Genomic DNA, 15,799 nt, shown 5'->3' with positions numbered 1-15,799 from the left:
AATCGCCCGGCGGCGCCACTCAGTTGTCCGATAAACGAACATGACCTCATCGTCCGATGCCGGCTCCCTCAAGCGGGGCGTGGCCTTTCTCAAGCTGCTGGCGACCGGGGGCGCGCGCGGTTGCCCGCTCAGCGAACTGGCCGAGAAATCCGGCGTGCCCCACCCTTCGGCCCACCGCATCCTCAAGCAGCTGATTGCCGAGCGCCTGGTGGTGCACGACGCCCAGACCCACCGCTACCGGCTGGGGCCGCTGGCCTTCGAGCTGGGCCTGGCCGGGTCGATGCTGCACGACATACGCGACCTGTGCGAGCCGGCCATGGCGGCGCTGTCACGTGAAACCGAGGACACGGCCTACCTGGTGGTGCGCAGCGGATTCGAGGCCGTGTGCCTGCACCGGCTCGAAGGCGACTTCCCCATACGCACGCTGGTGCTGCAGGTCGGCAGCCGGCGCCCGCTGGGTGTGGGCGCCGGGGGGCTGGCCGTGCTGGCCGCCATTGCGCCCGAGGAGCGCGAGGCCATCATCGAGCGCGTGGCGCCCGCCCTGCCGGCCTTTGGCAAGCTCACCGATGCGGGGCTGCGCCTGGCCTGCGAGGAAACGGCCCGCGCAGGCGTGGCCGTGATACAGAACCGCGTGAGCCTGGGCGTGACGGCCGTGGGCGCGCATTTTTGCGACAGCATGGGCCAGGCCATGGGGGCGGTCAGCGTGGCCGCGCTGACCCAGCGCATGACGGCGGCGCGCGTGCGGCGCATCGCCCAGCAGGTGCGCGCTGCGGCGGCCCAGATAGAGCTGCGCATCCGCACGCGCAAAAGATAAGGGGCCGGCTGGTTCACACCAGCCGGCCCCTTGTGCCGCCGAGCCCGGGCTCGGCGCTGCTTACTTGAGCAGGCCTTCGGCCTTCATCGCGGCCTGCACGGCAGGGCGGGCCAGCACGCGCTCGCGGTAGGCCAGGAGGTTGGTCAGCTCGGAGATGTCCACGCCCACGAACTGGGCCCAGCCCGTCACGGTGAACAGGTAGGCGTCGGCCACGGTGAACTGCTCGCCCATCAGGTAGTCGCGGCCATTGAGCTCGCCGTCCACCCACTTGAGGCGGTCCAGCACGCGCTGGCGCACCACGGGCTTGTAGTCGTCGGGCGTGGCGGGGTTGAACAGGGGGCCGAAGCCCTTGTGCAGCTCGGTGCCGATGAAGTTCAGCCACTCCTGAAGGTGGTAGCGGGCCATGGTGCCGTTGGCAGGCGCCAGCTTCTTCTCGGGGACCAGATCGGCCAGGTACTGGACGATGGCCGGGCCTTCATGCAGCGTGTCGCCGTCGTCGAGCACGAGGAAGGGAACATAGCCCAGCGGGTTGATGCCGTAGTAGTCCGTGCCGTCCTGCAGCTTGTGCGTCTTGGTGCTGGCCAGGACCGGCTCGTAGGCCAAGCCTGCCTCGTGCAGGACGATGTGGGGAGACAGAGAGCAGGCGCCAGGGCTGTAGTAGAGCTTCATGGTGGATGGCTTCCGATCAGGGTAAGAAAGACAAGCGCCCATGCTAACCCCATGTGCAGGGGCTGCGCATGATGGGACCGCGCTGGCGGCAGGGTTCAGGCCGACAGGCGCTGTGCAGCCCAGAGCACCTGTTCCAGCACGGCCTTCATGCCCTGCTGGTCCTGGGGGCGCTGCAGGCGGCCGGCCTCGTCAAAGGCCTGGCCTGCCTGGCCCACGGCATGGCTCACGGGGGCCAGCCAGCACTGCAGGTTCAGCAGCAGCGGCGCCAGGTGCGACTGGGCGCGCAGGCCGCCCAGGCCGCCGGGCGAGGCGCTGGCCATGCCCACGACCTTGCCGCGAAAGGGCAGGGTGCCATCGGACCAGACCGGATCACCGGCCACGGGGCTGGAAGCCCAGTCAATGGCGTTCTTGAGCAGGGCAGGGTAGCTGCCGTTGTACTCGGGCGAGCAGATCAGCCAGGCCGGGTGGCTGTGCAGCGCGGCCTTGAAGCGCAGCACGTCGGGCGGCGTGCCGCTGGCCTCCAGGTCGGCGTTGTACATGGGGATGTCGAAATCCGACAGCTCCAGCAGCGTGGGCTGGGCGCCCAGTTCGCGCGCCATGTCGGCGGCGGCGGCGGCCAGGCGCCGGTTGTGCGATTGTTGGCGGGTACTGCCCGCGAAGATGAGGATCTGCATGGCCGCCATTGCATCACAGGCCCTGCACATGTTTCTTGCAAGCGGGCCGCCCTGCGGGTGGCGGCGCGCAGCATCCTGCGGTGTACACGCTGGTCCGCCACACGTGTTTCACGTGGAACACCGGTACAGTGCCGGCCCGGTGGCGGGGCCGGCCGACCCCTTGCAAGGCATTGGTGCGGCAAAGGTGGGAAAATCGCGGGTTCCCCGCTGGGTTCCCCTCGCTACATGAACGAGGGCCGCCTGCCATGAGCGCCGGAGCGTGAGTGCTCCGTGTCGGGGGCTTGGGCCGGGCAGGCCCCCGGAGTGATAAGCATGTTGTACCCACAGGAATTTGATGTGATCGTGGTCGGTGGCGGCCACGCCGGCACCGAGGCCGCGCTGGCGGCTGCGCGCATGGGCTGCAGGACGCTGCTGCTGAGCCACAACATCGAGACCCTGGGCCAGATGAGCTGCAATCCCAGCATCGGCGGGATCGGCAAGGGCCATCTGGTCAAGGAAGTGGATGCGCTGGGCGGCGCGATGGCGCTGGCCACCGATATCGGCGGCATACAGTTCCGCATCCTCAACAGCTCCAAGGGCCCGGCCGTGCGTGCCACGCGCGCCCAGGCCGACCGCATTCTCTACAAGGCCGCCATCCGCGACATGCTGGAGAACCAGCCCAACCTGTGGCTGTTCCAGCAGGCGGTGGATGACCTCATGGTCGAGGGCGACCGCGTGGTGGGCGCCGTCACCCAGGTGGGCGTGCGCTTTCGCAGCCGCACCGTGGTGCTCACGGCGGGCACCTTCCTGGACGGCAAGATCCACGTGGGCCTGAACAACTACGCGGCAGGCCGCGCGGGCGATCCGCCGGCCGTCAGCCTGTCGTCGCGGCTCAAGGAGCTGCAGCTGCCCCAGGGGCGCCTGAAGACCGGCACGCCGCCGCGCCTGGATGGCCGCAGCATCGATTTCTCGCAGTGCGAGGAGCAGCCCGGCGACGGCATGCCCGGCGGTGTCAACGAAGGCGTGCTGCCGGTGTTCAGCTTCATCGGCAATGCGGCCATGCACCCGCGCCAGATGCCTTGCTGGATCACCCACACCAACGAGCGCACGCACGACATCATCCGCAGCGGCTTTGACCGCAGCCCCATGTTCACGGGCAAGATCGAGGGCGTGGGCCCGCGCTACTGCCCCAGCGTCGAGGACAAGATCAATCGCTTTGCCGACAAGGAAAGCCACCAGATCTTCCTGGAGCCCGAAGGCCTGACCACCAACGAGTTCTATCCCAACGGCATCTCCACCAGCCTGCCCTTCGACATCCAGTACGAACTGGTGCGCAGCATGAAGGGGCTGGAGAACGCGCATATCCTGCGCCCCGGCTACGCCATCGAGTACGACTACTTCGATCCGCGCTCGCTCAAGAGCAGCTTTGAGACGCGCCAGATCCAGGGCCTGTTCTTCGCGGGCCAGATCAACGGCACGACCGGCTACGAGGAAGCGGCGGCCCAGGGCCTGTTCGCCGGCCTCAACGCCGCGCTGCAGTGCCGCGGCCAGGAAGCCTGGCTGCCGCGCCGCGACGAGGCCTATCTGGGCGTGCTGGTCGATGACCTGATCACCAAGGGCGTGACCGAGCCCTACCGCATGTTCACCAGCCGCGCCGAGTTCCGGCTGCAGCTGCGCGAGGACAACGCCGACATGCGCCTGACCGAGGCCGGCCGCGCCATGGGCCTGGTGGACGATGCGCGCTGGGATGCCTTCAGCCGCAAGCGCGATGCTGTTTCACGTGAAACAGAGCGCCTGAAGTCCACCTGGGTCAATCCGCGCATCGTTACGCCCGAGGAATCGGAGCGTGTGCTGGGCAAGTCCATCGAGCGCGAGTACAACCTGTTCGACCTGCTGCGCCGGCCCGATGTGGGCTACGGCAAGCTGATGAGCCTGAACGAGGGCCGCTATGCCTCGGCCGATGTGCAGCCCGACGTGCTGGGCGATCTCAGCGCCTCCGTGGTCGAGCAGGTGGAAATCGCGGCCAAGTACGCAGGCTACATCGACCGCCAGAAGGACGAGGTGCAGCGCGCCGCCCACTTCGAGAACCTGCGCCTGCCGGCCGAGCTGGACTACATGCAGGTGCCTGCCCTGTCCTTCGAGGTGCGCCAGTCGCTGCAAAAGCACAGGCCCGAAACCTTGGGCCAGGCGTCGCGCATGTCGGGTGTGACGCCGGCGGCGATCTCGCTGCTGATGGTGCATCTGAAGAAGGGCGGCTTTCGGGGCTTTGCACCGGATGTGACTGACGCGAAGGGCGAGGAGGCATCCGCATGAGCCAGGAACTGCGCGCTCCGCTCGAAGCCGGCCTGCAGGCGCTGGGGCTGGACCTCACCCCCGCCCAGATCGATACGCTGATGGAATTCCAGGCCCTGCTGGGCAAGTGGAACAAGGTCTACAACCTCACGGCCGTGCGTGATCCGCAGGAGATGCTGACCCATCACCTGCTCGACAGCCTGGCTGCCGTGCCGGCGCTGCAGCGCCATCTGGCACAGATGCCTGCGCGCGAAGGCCGCACCGCCATGCTGGACGTGGGCTCGGGCGGCGGCCTGCCCGGCGTGGTCTTTGCCATCTGCTGCCCGCAGATCGACGTGCACTGCGTGGACACGGTGGGCAAGAAGGCGGCCTTCATCCAGCAGGCAGCGGCCACGCTGCGCCTGCCCAACCTGCGCGGCATCCACAGCCGCGTGGAGCAGCTGACCACGCGGTATCCGCTGATCAGCTGCCGTGCCTTTGCCTCGCTGGTGGACTTCACCAGCTGGTCGCGTCAGGCGCTGGAGGAGGGCGGCACCTGGCTGGCCATGAAGGGCAAGCACCCCGACGATGAAATCGCCGCGCTGCCCGCCGACGTGCAGGTGTTTCACGTGGAACCATTGAAGGTGCCGGGCCTGGATGCCGAGCGCTGCATCCTCTGGCTGCGCGTTTGCGCCTGATTTTTTTACCGAATGGCACACTGCCGCGTTGCGGCGGGGCCATGTTCCACATGCGCTGGCCATGGCCCTCGCATAAACTCCCAGCTTTCATCGCTCAGGGGTCAGCATGTTCGGCATCTCCGATTTCAGCGCATTCGTTGTTGCCATTCTTCTGTTTTTGCTGATTCCGGGGCCAGGCAATCTGGCGCTGATCACCTCCACCGGCAAGGGCGGCATACGTGCCGGAATGGCGGCCTGCGCCGGCGTGCTGGCGGCCGACCAGGTGCTGATCTGGATGGCCGTGGCGGGCGTTGCCGCGCTGCTGGCCTCCTATCCCACGGCCTTCCATGCCGTGCAGTGGCTGGGCGCCGCCTACCTGGGCTGGCTGGGTTTCAGGATGCTCACCGCCAAGCCCGGCGACAAACCCGTGCTGCACATCGAGCCGCGCCACTACTTTCGCCAGGCCGGCCTGATCACCCTGATGAACCCCAAGTCCATCGTGTTCTACATGGCCTTCTTCCCGCTGTTCGTGGATCCCGCAAGCCACCAGGGCCTGCTCACGTTCGCGGTGATGGCGGCCACGGTGGCCGCGCTGACCTTTCTCTATTGCCTGATCGTGGTGCTGCTGACCGCGCATCTGGCCGAGCGCATGCGCGCCAATCCTGCGGTTTCCCGGGTTCTCGAAAAGACTGCGGGCGTGTTCCTGATCGGTTTTGGCCTCAAGCTGGCCATCGCCAAATAAGCGTGTAAATACCATGGCCAAAATCTTCTGTGTCGCCAACCAAAAGGGCGGGGTCGGCAAGACCACCACCGCCGTCAACCTTGCAGCGGGCCTGGCCAAGGTCGGCCAGCGCGTGCTGATGATCGACCTGGACCCGCAGGGCAATGCCACCATGGGCTCGGGCGTGGACAAGCGTGCGCTGGAGCTGTCGGTCTACGACGTGCTGCTGGAGAACGCCAGCGTCAAGGAAGCCGCCGTGCGTTCCGATGCCGTGGGCTACGACGTGCTGGGCGCCAACCGCGAACTCAGCGGCGCCGAGATCGAGCTGGTCACCCTGGAGCGCCGCAACGATCGCCTGAAGGGCGCCCTCAAGGCGGTCGATGCCGACTACGACTTCGTGCTGGTGGACTGCCCGCCCAGCCTGTCCATGCTCACCTTGAACGGCCTGTGCGCGGCCCATGGCGTGGTCGTGCCCATGCAGTGCGAGTACTTCGCGCTCGAAGGCCTGACCGACCTGGTCAACACCATCAAGCAGGTGCACGCCAACATGAACCCCGACCTGCAGATCATCGGCCTGCTGCGCGTGATGTTCGATCCGCGCACCACGCTGCAACAGCAGGTCAGCGACCAGCTCAAGGAGCACTTCGGCGACAAGGTGTTCGACACCGTGATCCCGCGCAACGTGCGCCTGGCCGAAGCGCCCAGCTATGGCGTGCCCGGCGTGGTCTTCGACCCGGGCGCCAAGGGCAGCAAGGCCTTCATCGATTTCGCGCACGAGATGGTGCGCCGCATCAAGAAGATGTAGCCATGCAAGGTTCACATGAAGCGGCAGGGCAGGGCGTTCCGACCGCGTGGGCTGCCGAGGACGTCTGGCTGCTGCCCGGCTGGCAGAACTCGGACGCCGACCACTGGCAAAGCCGCTGGGAGCAGCGCCACGGCTACCGCCGCCTGGAGCAAAACGACTGGGACCGCCCGCTGCGCGGCGACTGGAGCGCCAGGCTGCAGGAGACGGTGCTCGACGCGCCGCGCCCCGTGGTGCTGGTGGCGCACAGCCTGGGCTGCATCCTTGTGGCCTGGTGGGCGGCGCATTCGCCGCTAGCCGCCCGCAAGGTGCGTGGCGCGCTGCTGGTGGCCCCCGGCGATACCGAGCAGCCCCAGCTGCGCGAGCAATTGCCCGGCTGGTCGCCCGTGATGATGCAGCGCCTGCCGTTTGCCTCCATCGTGGTCGGCAGCGACAACGACATTTACTGCAGCGCCCAGCGCGTGCAAGCCATGGCCGATGCCTGGGGCGCACGCTTCGTCGACGCAGGGCCTTCGGGCCATCTCAACACGGCCAGCGGGCTGGGCGACTGGGACAGCGGACACGCGCTGCTGGCATCGCTTTGACAAGGACAACACCATGGTGACCAAGAAACCCAAGGGACTGGGACGCGGGCTGGAAGCCCTGCTCGGACCCAAGGTCCACGACAAGGAAGAGGGCGGCGGCCCGGTGGCCGAGACCGGCCTGCCCAGCATCCTGCAGCTCGACGTCATGGTGCCCGGCCAGTACCAGCCGCGCACCCACATGGACGAGGGCGCGCTCTACGAGCTGGCCGAAAGCATCAAGGCCCAGGGCATCATGCAGCCCATCCTGGTGCGCCGCCTGGCCAAGGGCGACCACGCCGGCAAGTACGAAATCATCGCGGGCGAGCGGCGCTTCCGTGCGGCCCGCATCGCCGGCCTGGCCGAGGTGCCGGTGCTGGTGCGCGAGGTGCCCGACGAGGCCGCCGCCGCCATGGCGCTGATCGAGAACATCCAGCGCGAGGACCTCAACCCGCTGGAAGAGGCCCAGGGCCTGTCGCGCCTGGTCAAGGAATTCGGCCTCACGCACGAGCAGGCGGCCCAGGCCGTGGGACGCTCGCGCAGCGCAGCCACCAACATCCTGCGCCTGCTCAACCTGGCCGACCCGGTGCAGACCATGCTCATGGCCGGCGACATCGACATGGGCCATGCGCGTGCCCTGCTGTCGCTGGATCGCGCGGCCCAGATCACGGCCGGCAACCAGATCGCGGCCAAGAAGCTGTCGGTGCGCGAGGCCGAGGCTCTGGTCAAGAAGATCGGCGCCGACTTCAGCCTGGTGCGCCAGAAGTCCAAGAAGGACGGCAAGTCGCGCGACATCAAGCGCGTGGAAGAAGAGCTGTCCGACCTGCTCATGGCCGATGTCGAAGTGCGCATCAAGAAGTCCGTGCGCCGTGGCGGCAAGCTGCAGGAAATGGGCGAAGTGGCGATCCAGTTCGGATCGCTCGATGCGCTCAACGGGCTGATCGAACGTTTGCGCGGCGATGCACCCGAGTGATGACAACAGCTTGTAACCGTCTGTGATCTGTCGTTCTCCAGCAAAGCAGCGCTTTTTCGCAAGGGTGAATCCCGGTATATTTGCGCGCTGTTATGCGGGGTAATTGTGTGTAATCGCTGACTGGCGACGCTGCCAGTGCGTGGACGCCCATTGCCCTGGCGCTGATTCACCTAGACCAGACCAAGAGGATTACAACGTGAAGAAGTATCTTGCCCTGACTGCCATCGCTGCCGTGGCGCTGACCGGCTGCGTGACCACCGACATGCGCATGGGCTCGCCCGAAGCCAAGACCGTGGCCACGGGCGCCGCAGGCGGTGCCAGCGCCGAGAACGCCAACACCGAGCTGGAGCGTTGCGACTCCTCGCTGGGCACCATCTCCCTGGTCGAGAACCAGACCGCGGGCTGGTACACCATCCTCACCCAGCAGTACCGCCTGCCGCCCACCTCGCAGCTGCTGCGCCTGATGATCCAGCAGTCCAACTGCTTCATCGTCGTGGAACGCGGCGCGGCCGGCATGGGTGCCATGGCGCGTGAACGCGCGCTGATGGACTCGGGCGAAATGCGCGGCGGCAGCAACCTGGGCAAGGGCCAGATGGTGGCCTCCGACTACGGCCTGTCCCCCGAAGTGATCTTCAACCAGAGCGATGCCGGCGGCATGGGCGGCGCCATCGGCGGCCGCGCAGGCGGCATCTTCGGCGCGCTGGCTGCGGCCACCAAGACGCGCGAGGCTTCGGTCATGCTGGCTCTGGTGGACAACCGCTCGGGCGTGCAGGTGTCGGCTTCCGAAGGCTCATCTTCCAAGACCGACTGGGGCGGCATGGGCGCGCTGTTCGGCGGCTCTGCCGGCGCCTCGCTGGGCGGCTACACGCGCACGGCCGAAGGCAAGGTGATCGCCGCCGCCTTCATGGACGCCTACAACCAGATGGTGCGCTCGCTGCGCAACTACAAGGCGCAGACCGTCAAGGGCCAGGGCCTGGGCGGCGGCGGACGCCTGGGCGTGGACGGCGGTGCCGCACCGTCGCAGACATCGGCTCCGGGCGCCAATGCCGCCGGCATGTCGCTGCGCGCGGCCCAGCAAAAGCTCAATGCCCTGGGCTACACCGCAGGCACGCCTGACGGCTCCATGGGCAAGAACACCCAGAACGCCCTGCGCGAGTTCCAGCGCGACCAGAGCCTGCCGCAGACCGGCCGCCTCGACCGTGCCACCTCGCAAGCACTGCAACAGCAATAAGCGGCTCCCGGCCGGAGGGCGCGCATGATGCGGCGCCTTCCCTGGCCGGCCCCGGCCCTTCTTGCCTGGGCGGGCGCCTGGCTTGTCTACGCCGCGCTGCAATCGACTCTAGGGCCGCTGGCCGCCTGGCTGGCGGCCTGTTTTTTGGGCGTGCTCGCCAGCCTGCTGGCCACGCCCTGGTGGCGGCGCCTGGCCGTGGCGGCGGGCTTTCCGCTGTCCTGCCTGATGCTGTGGGGGCCGGGCGGCCTGGCCGCCATCAGCCCCTGGCTGTGGCTGGCGGCGCTGGGTCTGCTGACCCTGGTCTACCCGCTCAACGCCTGGCGCGATGCGCCGCTGTTTCCCACGCCGACCGATGCGCTGCAAGGCCTGGCCGATGCTGCGCCGCTGCCCGACGGCGCCGCCGTGCTCGATGCCGGCTGCGGCCTGGGTGACGGCCTGCGCGCGCTGCGCGGGCAGTACCCGCAGGCGCGGCTCAACGGCATGGAGTGGAGCTGGCCGCTGCGCTGGCTGTGCGCGCTGCGCTGCCCCTGGGCCCGCGTGCGCCGCGCCGATATCTGGCTGGCCGACTGGAGCGGCTACCAGATGGTCTACCTGTTCCAGCGCCCCGAAAGCATGGGCCGTGCGGCCGTCAAGGCCGCCACGGAGCTGCCCGAGGGCGCCTGGCTGGTCAGCCTGGACTTTGCGCTGCCCGGCGTGGAGCCCTCCTGGCAGCGCCAGGGCCCGGGCCGGCATAGCCTCTGGGTCTACCGCATGCCGCTGGGCGGTGCCGGCGAGGCCGTGGTGCATGTGCCCGAGCCCGAGGAGACGCCCTACGAAAAGGCGCGGCGGGAGCTGCAGCAGCGCCGATGAGAGCCTGTGCCGCTCCAGCCGTGACGTTGCACGGCCGGGGCCAGGCACTGAGTCCGGACGGCGGGCCCACACACTTCGCGCCTTTGTCTTACAGGAGAAAGGCAGGCTCTCCATGCTCCCCGGAATTGACTCTTTGTGTACGTGCGCAAGACTTGCTGTGCCTGCCATCCACAGATGCAGGACCTGCAAGCCTTGACCCATCTGCTGCGCCAGGCTGCGGTGCAGATGACAAACACAAAGATCGCCAAGATGGATATGGAACTGTCTCGTGCATGCACGGCCCGCAGCCGCATGCGTTCGCCTTCTTTTTCGCTGCCTGTGCCCCCTCGGTCCGTGTTGAAAATCCTGGCATGGGGCGTGGCCTTGTGCTGCACCCAGGCGCAGGCCCAAACGGTCACTTCTACCGGCGATGTGGTGCCTGTCCAGGTGCCCAACCCCTCGCCCAGCTGGAATGCGGGCACCACGCTGCACGTCGGCAGTACGGGCACGGGAACGCTCACCATGGACAGCGGAGGCTCAGTGACCCACTCCGGGGTCGGCACCGTGGGCTACGACCTGGGCAGCAATGGCACGGTCACCGTCCGGGGCCCGGGTTCCACGTGGAACGGTTCAAGCAGTCTCGTGATTGGTGGCAGGGGCACAGGCACCTTGAAGGTCGAAGATGGGGGCGTGGTGTCAGGCGTGGTGGGTGCTTTGGGCGATGTCCCTGAAGGCGTGGGCACGGCGACGATCAGTGGAACAGGCTCGGCCTGGCGCAGCACCCAGGATTTCTTCACCAGCTTCAACGGAACGGGCACGGTCACCGTGCGCGATGGTGGTGCGCTGTCTGTGCAGGGGGGCGCCGGGACCATCACCATGGATGCTGACGCGGGCGCTGTCGGAACCCTCCAGGTGGGAGGTGGACCGGCCGACGCCGCCATGGCGCCCGGCGTGGTCGATGCGGCCCGCATCGACTTCCGCCTGGGGACCGGCACCCTGCATTTCAACCATACGGGCGCCAACCTGGGCTTTGCGCTTGCGCTGTCCAGCGTCGATCCCGGCACGCACCGCATCACCCATCAGGCCGGCACGACCACGCTGTCGGTCGACAGCTCCGGCTTCTCGGGCAGCACCGCGGTCTCCGGGGGGCGGCTGGTGGTCGCCAATGCGCTTGGCGGCACGGCGTCGGTCACGGGCGGGCAGCTGGATGTCGATGGCACGCAGGGCGGCACCGTCACGGCCAGCGGCTCCGGCGTGGTGACCGGGGCGGGCACGGTCTCTGGCGACCTGGACCAGACCGGCGGCGGCGTGCTGCTGGGCCAGCAAGGCCGCAAGCTCAGCGTTGCAGGCCTGGCGACGCTGGGCGGCGGTGCGGTGGTACAGGCCGGCCTGGGAGCGCCTTCGGCCACGGCCCTGTTCGATGTGAACGGCAATCTCACGCTGGGCGGCACGCTTGGCATCAATGACCTGGGCGGCTTTGGCGCAGGCGTGTACCGGCTGTTCGACTACCGCGGCACGCTGGCCGGGAGCCTGGCCTTCGGCGCGCTGCCGCCAGGCGTGGTGGCGGACAACCTGACCCTGCAGACTTCTGTGCCCGGGCAGGTGAACCTGCTCTCCACGGTCGGCGTGGCACTGGGCTATTGGGATGGTGGCAATGCCGCGCTCAGGGACAACAACGTGGTCAACGGCGGCACAGGCGTCTGGCGCGCCGATGGCCGCAACTGGACCGGCGCGGGCGGCGCGCTCAACGGCCCTTATCAACCCAACCCCACCGTGGCCCGGTTCCAGGGCGTGGCCGGTGTGGTGACGGCGGATGCCGGTGCGGGGGCCATCGGCATTACCGGCATGCAGTTCGATGTCGATGGCTACCGCCTCCAGGGTGCGGCCCTGGAATTGCAGGGCGCGGGAGCCAACACGGTCAACGTGGCCAGCGGCGCGACGGCGACGGTGGCATTGGTGCTGTCCGGCCCGGGTGGCCTGGCCAAGGCCGGCGCCGGCACGCTGGTGCTGGAAGCTGCCGGCAGCTACGGCGGCGCCACCACGGTCCAGGGCGGCAGTCTGCGTGCCGGCGCTGCCAATGTGCTGACCAGCGTTTCGGCCCATGAGGTGCAGGCTTCGGGCGTGCTGGATCTCGACGGCCTGGCCCAGACCGTGGCCAGCCTGGTGAACGCGGGCACGGTGCGCCTTCCCAGGAACGGCTCTCCGGCCGTACCCGGCACCACGCTGAGCGTGACAGGCAACTACAGCGGCGGCGGCGTGCTGGCCATGGCCACGCAACTGGGCAATGAAGCGTCGCCCAGCGACCGCCTGGTGGTGAACGGCAGCGTGACGGCAGGTGCGCCCACGCGCCTGGACATTGCCAACGCCGCAGGCCTGGGCGCGGCGACCGCGGGCAACGGTATTTTGGTCGTGCAGGTCAATGGTGCGGCATCGCCTGCAGGTGCCTTCGTGCTGGCGGCGCCGCTGCAGGCCGGAGGCTACAGCTACCAGCTGGTGCAGGTGGGCAGCCACTGGTATCTGCAGTCACGCCTGGCGGGCGCCACAGGGGTGCAGCAGATTCCCGCGCTGGGCACGGCGGGCCTGGCAGGCCTGGCCCTGATGCTGGGCGGGCTGGCTGCCTGGCGGCAGCGCCGCCGTCCGGGCGCCGTGCGGGGCTGAGCACGGCGGCCTGCCTCTACTTCTTCGCGCTGGCCTTGCTCACATAGAGCGACAGCGCGGCGATATCGGCCTCGCTGAGCGTGGCCTTGAACGAGGGCATGGCGCCTATGCCGTCGCGCAGGGCACGGGCCACGCGCGCGGCGTCGGGCTTGAGCTCGTCGAGCACGGGGCCGATGGCGCCCTCTGCGCCCGCGTCCTTGAGCGTGTGGCACAGCGCGCAGGCGGGCGTGGCCGTGGCGAACAGCTTCTTGCCCAGGGCCATCTGGGCCGCTTCATCGGCAAAGGCGGGGGCGGACAGCAGGGCGCTGCCGAGCAAAGTGCTGCCCAGCAGGGCGGTGTGGATCAGGTGTTTCATCGTGAACATGGCAATGGGGGTACGGGCCCGCCACGGTCTGGCGCCGTGTGCGGGAAGTGACGGGAGTGAAGAGAAGGGGTGGCGGGATGAGCGCGCGGGCCGTGCTCAGGCCACGGTGACGGTCACGGCGTGGTCGGCCCAGCTGGTGTTGTTGTAGCCACTCTGGTTTTCACCGCGCGTCTCGGGCTGGACCCGGCCGCGCGCGTCGGTGGCGCGGCTGGCCAGCACATGCGTGCCCTTGGGCAGGCGCGCCTGCAGCACGAACTGGCGCCAGGCGTACTTGCCCAGGTCGGGGCCGACCAGGCGCGCGGCCTGCCAGCTCTTGCCGCCGTCCGTGGACACCTCCACGCCCTTGACGGCATCCATGCCGCCAAAGGCCACGCCGTGGATCTGCACCAGGCCGGCGGCCTGCCCGCCGTCCTCGGGCAGGGGCGAGTTGATCCAGGACTTGACGCTCATCTCCTGCACCGAGGGCTGGCTCGGGTCGCCCTTGCTGCCGGGTGGCGAGATGCGGTAGCCGTGGGACATGATGTGGGCCTCGCTCTCGCGCGGCGTGAAGGCCAGCTGCTTGATGTACTTGATGTTGTTCACGCCCGTGTAGCCGGGCACGATCAGGCGCAGCGGCCCGCCGTGGGCCAGCGGGATGGGCTCGCCGTTCATCTCCCAGGCCAGCAGGGCGTCTTCCATGGCCGACAGCGGCACCGAGCGCTCGACGATGACGCTCTTGGGGTCCAGCCCCGCAGGCAGCACCTCGCCGCCCGTGCCGGTCATGTAGAGGCCGCCGTCTGACACACCGCCCAGGGCCTTGACCACCTCGCGCACGGGCACGCCGCTCCAGACCACGCAGCCGGCCGCACCCACGGTCCAGGCCGTGCCGCTGGGCTTGCTGGGAAAGAAGGCCCGGCCATTGCCCGAGCACTGCAGCACCATGGCCACGGTCTCCAGTCCCAGGGACTTGAGCTCGCGCACGCTGAGGCTGCGGGGCTGGCGCACGCCCTCCACCTGCAGCTGCCAGGCATCGCGGTCGGCCACGATGGATTCGGGCGGCGTGGGCAGGTTGTTGCGCACATAGAGCTGGTCGCTGGGCGTGATCACGCTGGTGCCGAAGGCGCCGCGCCGCGTCTCTATGGTGGTGGAGCTGTGGACGATGAGGGCATCGGCCTTCTTCCAGCCCGCGTAGCCGGGCAGGGGCTTGGTGGCCGGTGCTGCCGCAGCTGTCGGTGCCTGGGCCTGGGCCTGGGCCTGGGCCTGGGCCAATGCGCCCTGGTGCAGGCCGGCCAGGCTAGCTGCGGCCAGTGCGCTGGCGCTGCCGGCCAGCAGGCTGCGGCGCGCGGGGGAGGTGGGCGATGTCGGCAAGTGGTTCATGGTTGTCTCCTCGTGGTGGTTGTCAGGGGGCGTGTCATGGCGTCTCATGGCGTCTCATGGGGCAGGGGTGCCCAGGGCCTTGCTGGCCACGGCCAGGGCCTGTTTCTTCTGGGCCACCAGCACCAGCGGCCGGCCTTCGCGCGAGCGGACGACCTGCCAGTGCATGTTGGCCCACCAGCCCTGGCCATCGGCCAGGCGCTGGGGCTGGTCGAAGGCCAGCACGGTGACGATGCCGCCCTTCTCGAAGAAGGTGGTCAGGTGGTAGGCGCGCGTGCCGTCGATGTCGCAGGGCCGCATCAGCTGGGTGTAGCCGGGCAGCTTCTCGCCGGCCGGCAGGTCCATGCGGCGCGCGACCTCGGCCTCGGGCATGAAGCTGCCGCGCAGCGTGCGCTCGTAGTACTCATGCTCGATGGCGGCGCGCACCAGCTCGGGCGGGCGCATGGCGAACACGGCGGTGGCGGCCGAGCTGCCCACCAGCAGCGCGGCGATCAGCCGGCGCACGCCGCTGCGCGCATGCCAGGGCGTGTGGCGCAGCAGATGGGCGGGCGGCTCGCCGTGCGGTCCGGGGTCGAAGGCCAGGGCCAGTTCGGCGCGTGCGCGCAGGTCGAAGGCCGATTCGTCGGTCGTGTCCGGGGCAGTCATTTCAGCCTTGGTATCGGGTGGGGCGCAGCGGGGTGGAGCGCAGCGGAATCACGCTGGCAGTCTCTGGCGCAGGCGCCGGGGCCGCCTGCTCCAGCGCCGCCTTCAGCGCATCGCGGGCGCGTGACAGGCGCGACAGCACCGTGCCTGGCGCAATGTCCAGGGCCTCGGCCATCTGGGCCGTGGGCATGTCGTCGAAGTAATAGAGCACCAGCACCTCGCGGTGGATGGGCGCGATGCGCGCCAGCGCCTTGACCACGTCGAGCCGGTCGTCCAGCGCCGAAGGCGAGGGGGCGGGGGAGGGATGCTGGTCCAGCGCCTCGTCATCGCTGACCAGATGGGCCGATGGCGCAAGGTGCCGGAAGGCATGGCGGCGCATGATCTGGAACAGCCAGGCCCGTGCCATTGCGGCCTCGCGCAGCTGGTGGCGAAAGCGCCAGGCGCTGGTGAAGCAGTCCTGCACCACATCCTCGGCCAGCGCGCGCGAGCCGGTCAGCGCCCAGGCGCTGCGCAGCAGGAATCGGTAGTGCTCGCGCACCCACTGGTTGTAGCGCGACTCGGCGGTGGAGATCATGCGGCATAA

General features: G+C 68.8%; 16 protein-coding genes. 10 read left to right on the top strand and 6 right to left on the bottom strand.

Features of this window, described 5'->3' with window-relative positions; all coding sequences use genetic code 11:
• Positions 1–40: 40 nt before the first annotated feature.
• Positions 41–814: an IclR family transcriptional regulator gene (locus A4F85_RS23665; RefSeq protein WP_063327852.1), complete on the top strand. Its 774-nt coding sequence runs from the start codon at positions 41–43 to the stop codon at positions 812–814.
• Between the two features lie 60 nt (positions 815–874).
• Here the strand turns inward: A4F85_RS23665 and gstA are convergent, their stop codons facing one another.
• Both gstA and A4F85_RS23655 read right to left on the bottom strand, forming a co-directional pair.
• On the bottom strand, positions 875–1,483 hold the full coding sequence (gene gstA, locus A4F85_RS23660) for a glutathione transferase GstA (RefSeq protein ID WP_013799958.1): 609 nt from the start codon (positions 1,481–1,483) through the stop codon (positions 875–877).
• Positions 1,484–1,578: 95 nt separating this feature from the next.
• On the bottom strand, positions 1,579–2,166 hold the full coding sequence (locus A4F85_RS23655; protein ID WP_063327851.1) for an NADPH-dependent FMN reductase: 588 nt from the start codon (positions 2,164–2,166) through the stop codon (positions 1,579–1,581).
• A gap of 303 nt (positions 2,167–2,469) precedes the next feature.
• On the opposite strand from A4F85_RS23655, the gene mnmG reads away from it, so the two are divergent.
• From mnmG to A4F85_RS23610, 9 genes are all read left to right on the top strand, one after another.
• Complete coding sequence (mnmG, locus tag A4F85_RS23650) at positions 2,470–4,449, top strand: tRNA uridine-5-carboxymethylaminomethyl(34) synthesis enzyme MnmG (RefSeq protein WP_012201986.1); 1,980 nt, start codon at positions 2,470–2,472, stop codon at positions 4,447–4,449.
• Complete coding sequence (gene rsmG / locus A4F85_RS23645) at positions 4,446–5,105, top strand: 16S rRNA (guanine(527)-N(7))-methyltransferase RsmG (RefSeq protein WP_013799961.1); 660 nt, start codon at positions 4,446–4,448, stop codon at positions 5,103–5,105. Before mnmG ends, rsmG begins: the two co-directional genes overlap by 4 nt.
• A gap of 106 nt (positions 5,106–5,211) precedes the next feature.
• Entirely contained in the window at positions 5,212–5,826 is a 615-nt protein-coding gene (locus A4F85_RS23640) for a LysE family transporter (RefSeq protein WP_012201988.1), read from the top strand.
• A 13-nt stretch (positions 5,827–5,839) separates the two neighbouring features.
• Positions 5,840–6,610: a ParA family protein gene (locus A4F85_RS23635; RefSeq protein ID WP_034397528.1), complete on the top strand. Its 771-nt coding sequence runs from the start codon at positions 5,840–5,842 to the stop codon at positions 6,608–6,610.
• A 2-nt stretch (positions 6,611–6,612) separates the two neighbouring features.
• Positions 6,613–7,191: an RBBP9/YdeN family alpha/beta hydrolase gene (locus tag A4F85_RS23630; protein WP_063327850.1), complete on the top strand. Its 579-nt coding sequence runs from the start codon at positions 6,613–6,615 to the stop codon at positions 7,189–7,191.
• A gap of 13 nt (positions 7,192–7,204) precedes the next feature.
• Positions 7,205–8,140 (top strand): ParB/RepB/Spo0J family partition protein, encoded by a 936-nt coding sequence (locus A4F85_RS23625; RefSeq protein WP_013799965.1) that lies wholly within the window; start codon positions 7,205–7,207, stop codon positions 8,138–8,140.
• A gap of 196 nt (positions 8,141–8,336) precedes the next feature.
• Positions 8,337–9,371 carry a peptidoglycan-binding domain-containing protein gene (locus A4F85_RS23620; RefSeq protein WP_013799966.1) on the top strand — a complete coding sequence of 345 codons (1,035 nt, stop codon included), beginning with the start codon at positions 8,337–8,339 and terminating at the stop codon, positions 9,369–9,371.
• 24 nt (positions 9,372–9,395) lie between these two features.
• Positions 9,396–10,220, top strand: coding sequence for a hypothetical protein (locus A4F85_RS23615; protein WP_063327849.1), 825 nt, complete (start codon positions 9,396–9,398; stop codon positions 10,218–10,220).
• A gap of 336 nt (positions 10,221–10,556) precedes the next feature.
• Entirely contained in the window at positions 10,557–12,857 is a 2,301-nt protein-coding gene (locus A4F85_RS23610; protein WP_197485507.1) for an IPTL-CTERM sorting domain-containing protein, read from the top strand.
• A 16-nt stretch (positions 12,858–12,873) separates the two neighbouring features.
• Here A4F85_RS23610 and sorU read toward each other — a convergent pair whose 3' ends face one another.
• From sorU to A4F85_RS23590, 4 genes are all read right to left on the bottom strand, one after another.
• Positions 12,874–13,221, bottom strand: coding sequence for a SorU family sulfite dehydrogenase c-type cytochrome subunit (gene sorU, locus A4F85_RS23605; RefSeq protein WP_034368558.1), 348 nt, complete (start codon positions 13,219–13,221; stop codon positions 12,874–12,876).
• 96 nt (positions 13,222–13,317) lie between these two features.
• The gene (sorT, locus tag A4F85_RS23600; protein ID WP_063328070.1) at positions 13,318–14,577 is read right to left on the bottom strand and encodes a SorT family sulfite dehydrogenase catalytic subunit; all 1,260 of its coding nucleotides are present in this window, start codon (positions 14,575–14,577) and stop codon (positions 13,318–13,320) included.
• A gap of 54 nt (positions 14,578–14,631) precedes the next feature.
• Positions 14,632–15,219, bottom strand: coding sequence for a hypothetical protein (locus A4F85_RS23595; RefSeq protein ID WP_012201996.1), 588 nt, complete (start codon positions 15,217–15,219; stop codon positions 14,632–14,634).
• A gap of 1 nt (position 15,220) precedes the next feature.
• Positions 15,221–15,790: an RNA polymerase sigma factor gene (locus A4F85_RS23590; protein WP_063327847.1), complete on the bottom strand. Its 570-nt coding sequence runs from the start codon at positions 15,788–15,790 to the stop codon at positions 15,221–15,223.
• Positions 15,791–15,799 lie beyond the last annotated feature (9 nt).

The organism is Delftia sp. GW456-R20 (assembly GCF_001622915.1).
GTDB classification, from domain to species: Bacteria; Pseudomonadota; Gammaproteobacteria; order Burkholderiales; family Burkholderiaceae_C; genus Comamonas; species Comamonas acidovorans.
Note: the sequence above shows the minus strand (reverse complement) of the source record. Positions and strands in the feature narration are given on the sequence as shown.

What these genes read in the sequence shown, in the direction of transcription:
- A4F85_RS23665 (WP_063327852.1), top strand. Translation starts at nt 41, where the DNA reads ATGACCTCATCGTCCGATGCCGGCTCCCTCAAGCGGGGCGTGGCCTTT.
- gstA (WP_013799958.1), bottom strand. Translation starts at nt 1,483, where the DNA reads ATGAAGCTCTACTACAGCCCTGGCGCCTGCTCTCTGTCTCCCCACATC.
- A4F85_RS23655 (WP_063327851.1), bottom strand. Translation starts at nt 2,166, where the DNA reads ATGGCGGCCATGCAGATCCTCATCTTCGCGGGCAGTACCCGCCAACAA.
- mnmG (WP_012201986.1), top strand. Translation starts at nt 2,470, where the DNA reads ATGTTGTACCCACAGGAATTTGATGTGATCGTGGTCGGTGGCGGCCAC.
- rsmG (WP_013799961.1), top strand. Translation starts at nt 4,446, where the DNA reads ATGAGCCAGGAACTGCGCGCTCCGCTCGAAGCCGGCCTGCAGGCGCTG.
- A4F85_RS23640 (WP_012201988.1), top strand. Translation starts at nt 5,212, where the DNA reads ATGTTCGGCATCTCCGATTTCAGCGCATTCGTTGTTGCCATTCTTCTG.
- A4F85_RS23635 (WP_034397528.1), top strand. Translation starts at nt 5,840, where the DNA reads ATGGCCAAAATCTTCTGTGTCGCCAACCAAAAGGGCGGGGTCGGCAAG.
- A4F85_RS23630 (WP_063327850.1), top strand. Translation starts at nt 6,613, where the DNA reads ATGCAAGGTTCACATGAAGCGGCAGGGCAGGGCGTTCCGACCGCGTGG.
- A4F85_RS23625 (WP_013799965.1), top strand. Translation starts at nt 7,205, where the DNA reads ATGGTGACCAAGAAACCCAAGGGACTGGGACGCGGGCTGGAAGCCCTG.
- A4F85_RS23615 (WP_063327849.1), top strand. Translation starts at nt 9,396, where the DNA reads ATGATGCGGCGCCTTCCCTGGCCGGCCCCGGCCCTTCTTGCCTGGGCG.
- sorU (WP_034368558.1), bottom strand. Translation starts at nt 13,221, where the DNA reads ATGTTCACGATGAAACACCTGATCCACACCGCCCTGCTGGGCAGCACT.
- sorT (WP_063328070.1), bottom strand. Translation starts at nt 14,577, where the DNA reads ATGAACCACTTGCCGACATCGCCCACCTCCCCCGCGCGCCGCAGCCTG.
- A4F85_RS23595 (WP_012201996.1), bottom strand. Translation starts at nt 15,219, where the DNA reads ATGACTGCCCCGGACACGACCGACGAATCGGCCTTCGACCTGCGCGCA.
- A4F85_RS23590 (WP_063327847.1), bottom strand. Translation starts at nt 15,790, where the DNA reads ATGATCTCCACCGCCGAGTCGCGCTACAACCAGTGGGTGCGCGAGCAC.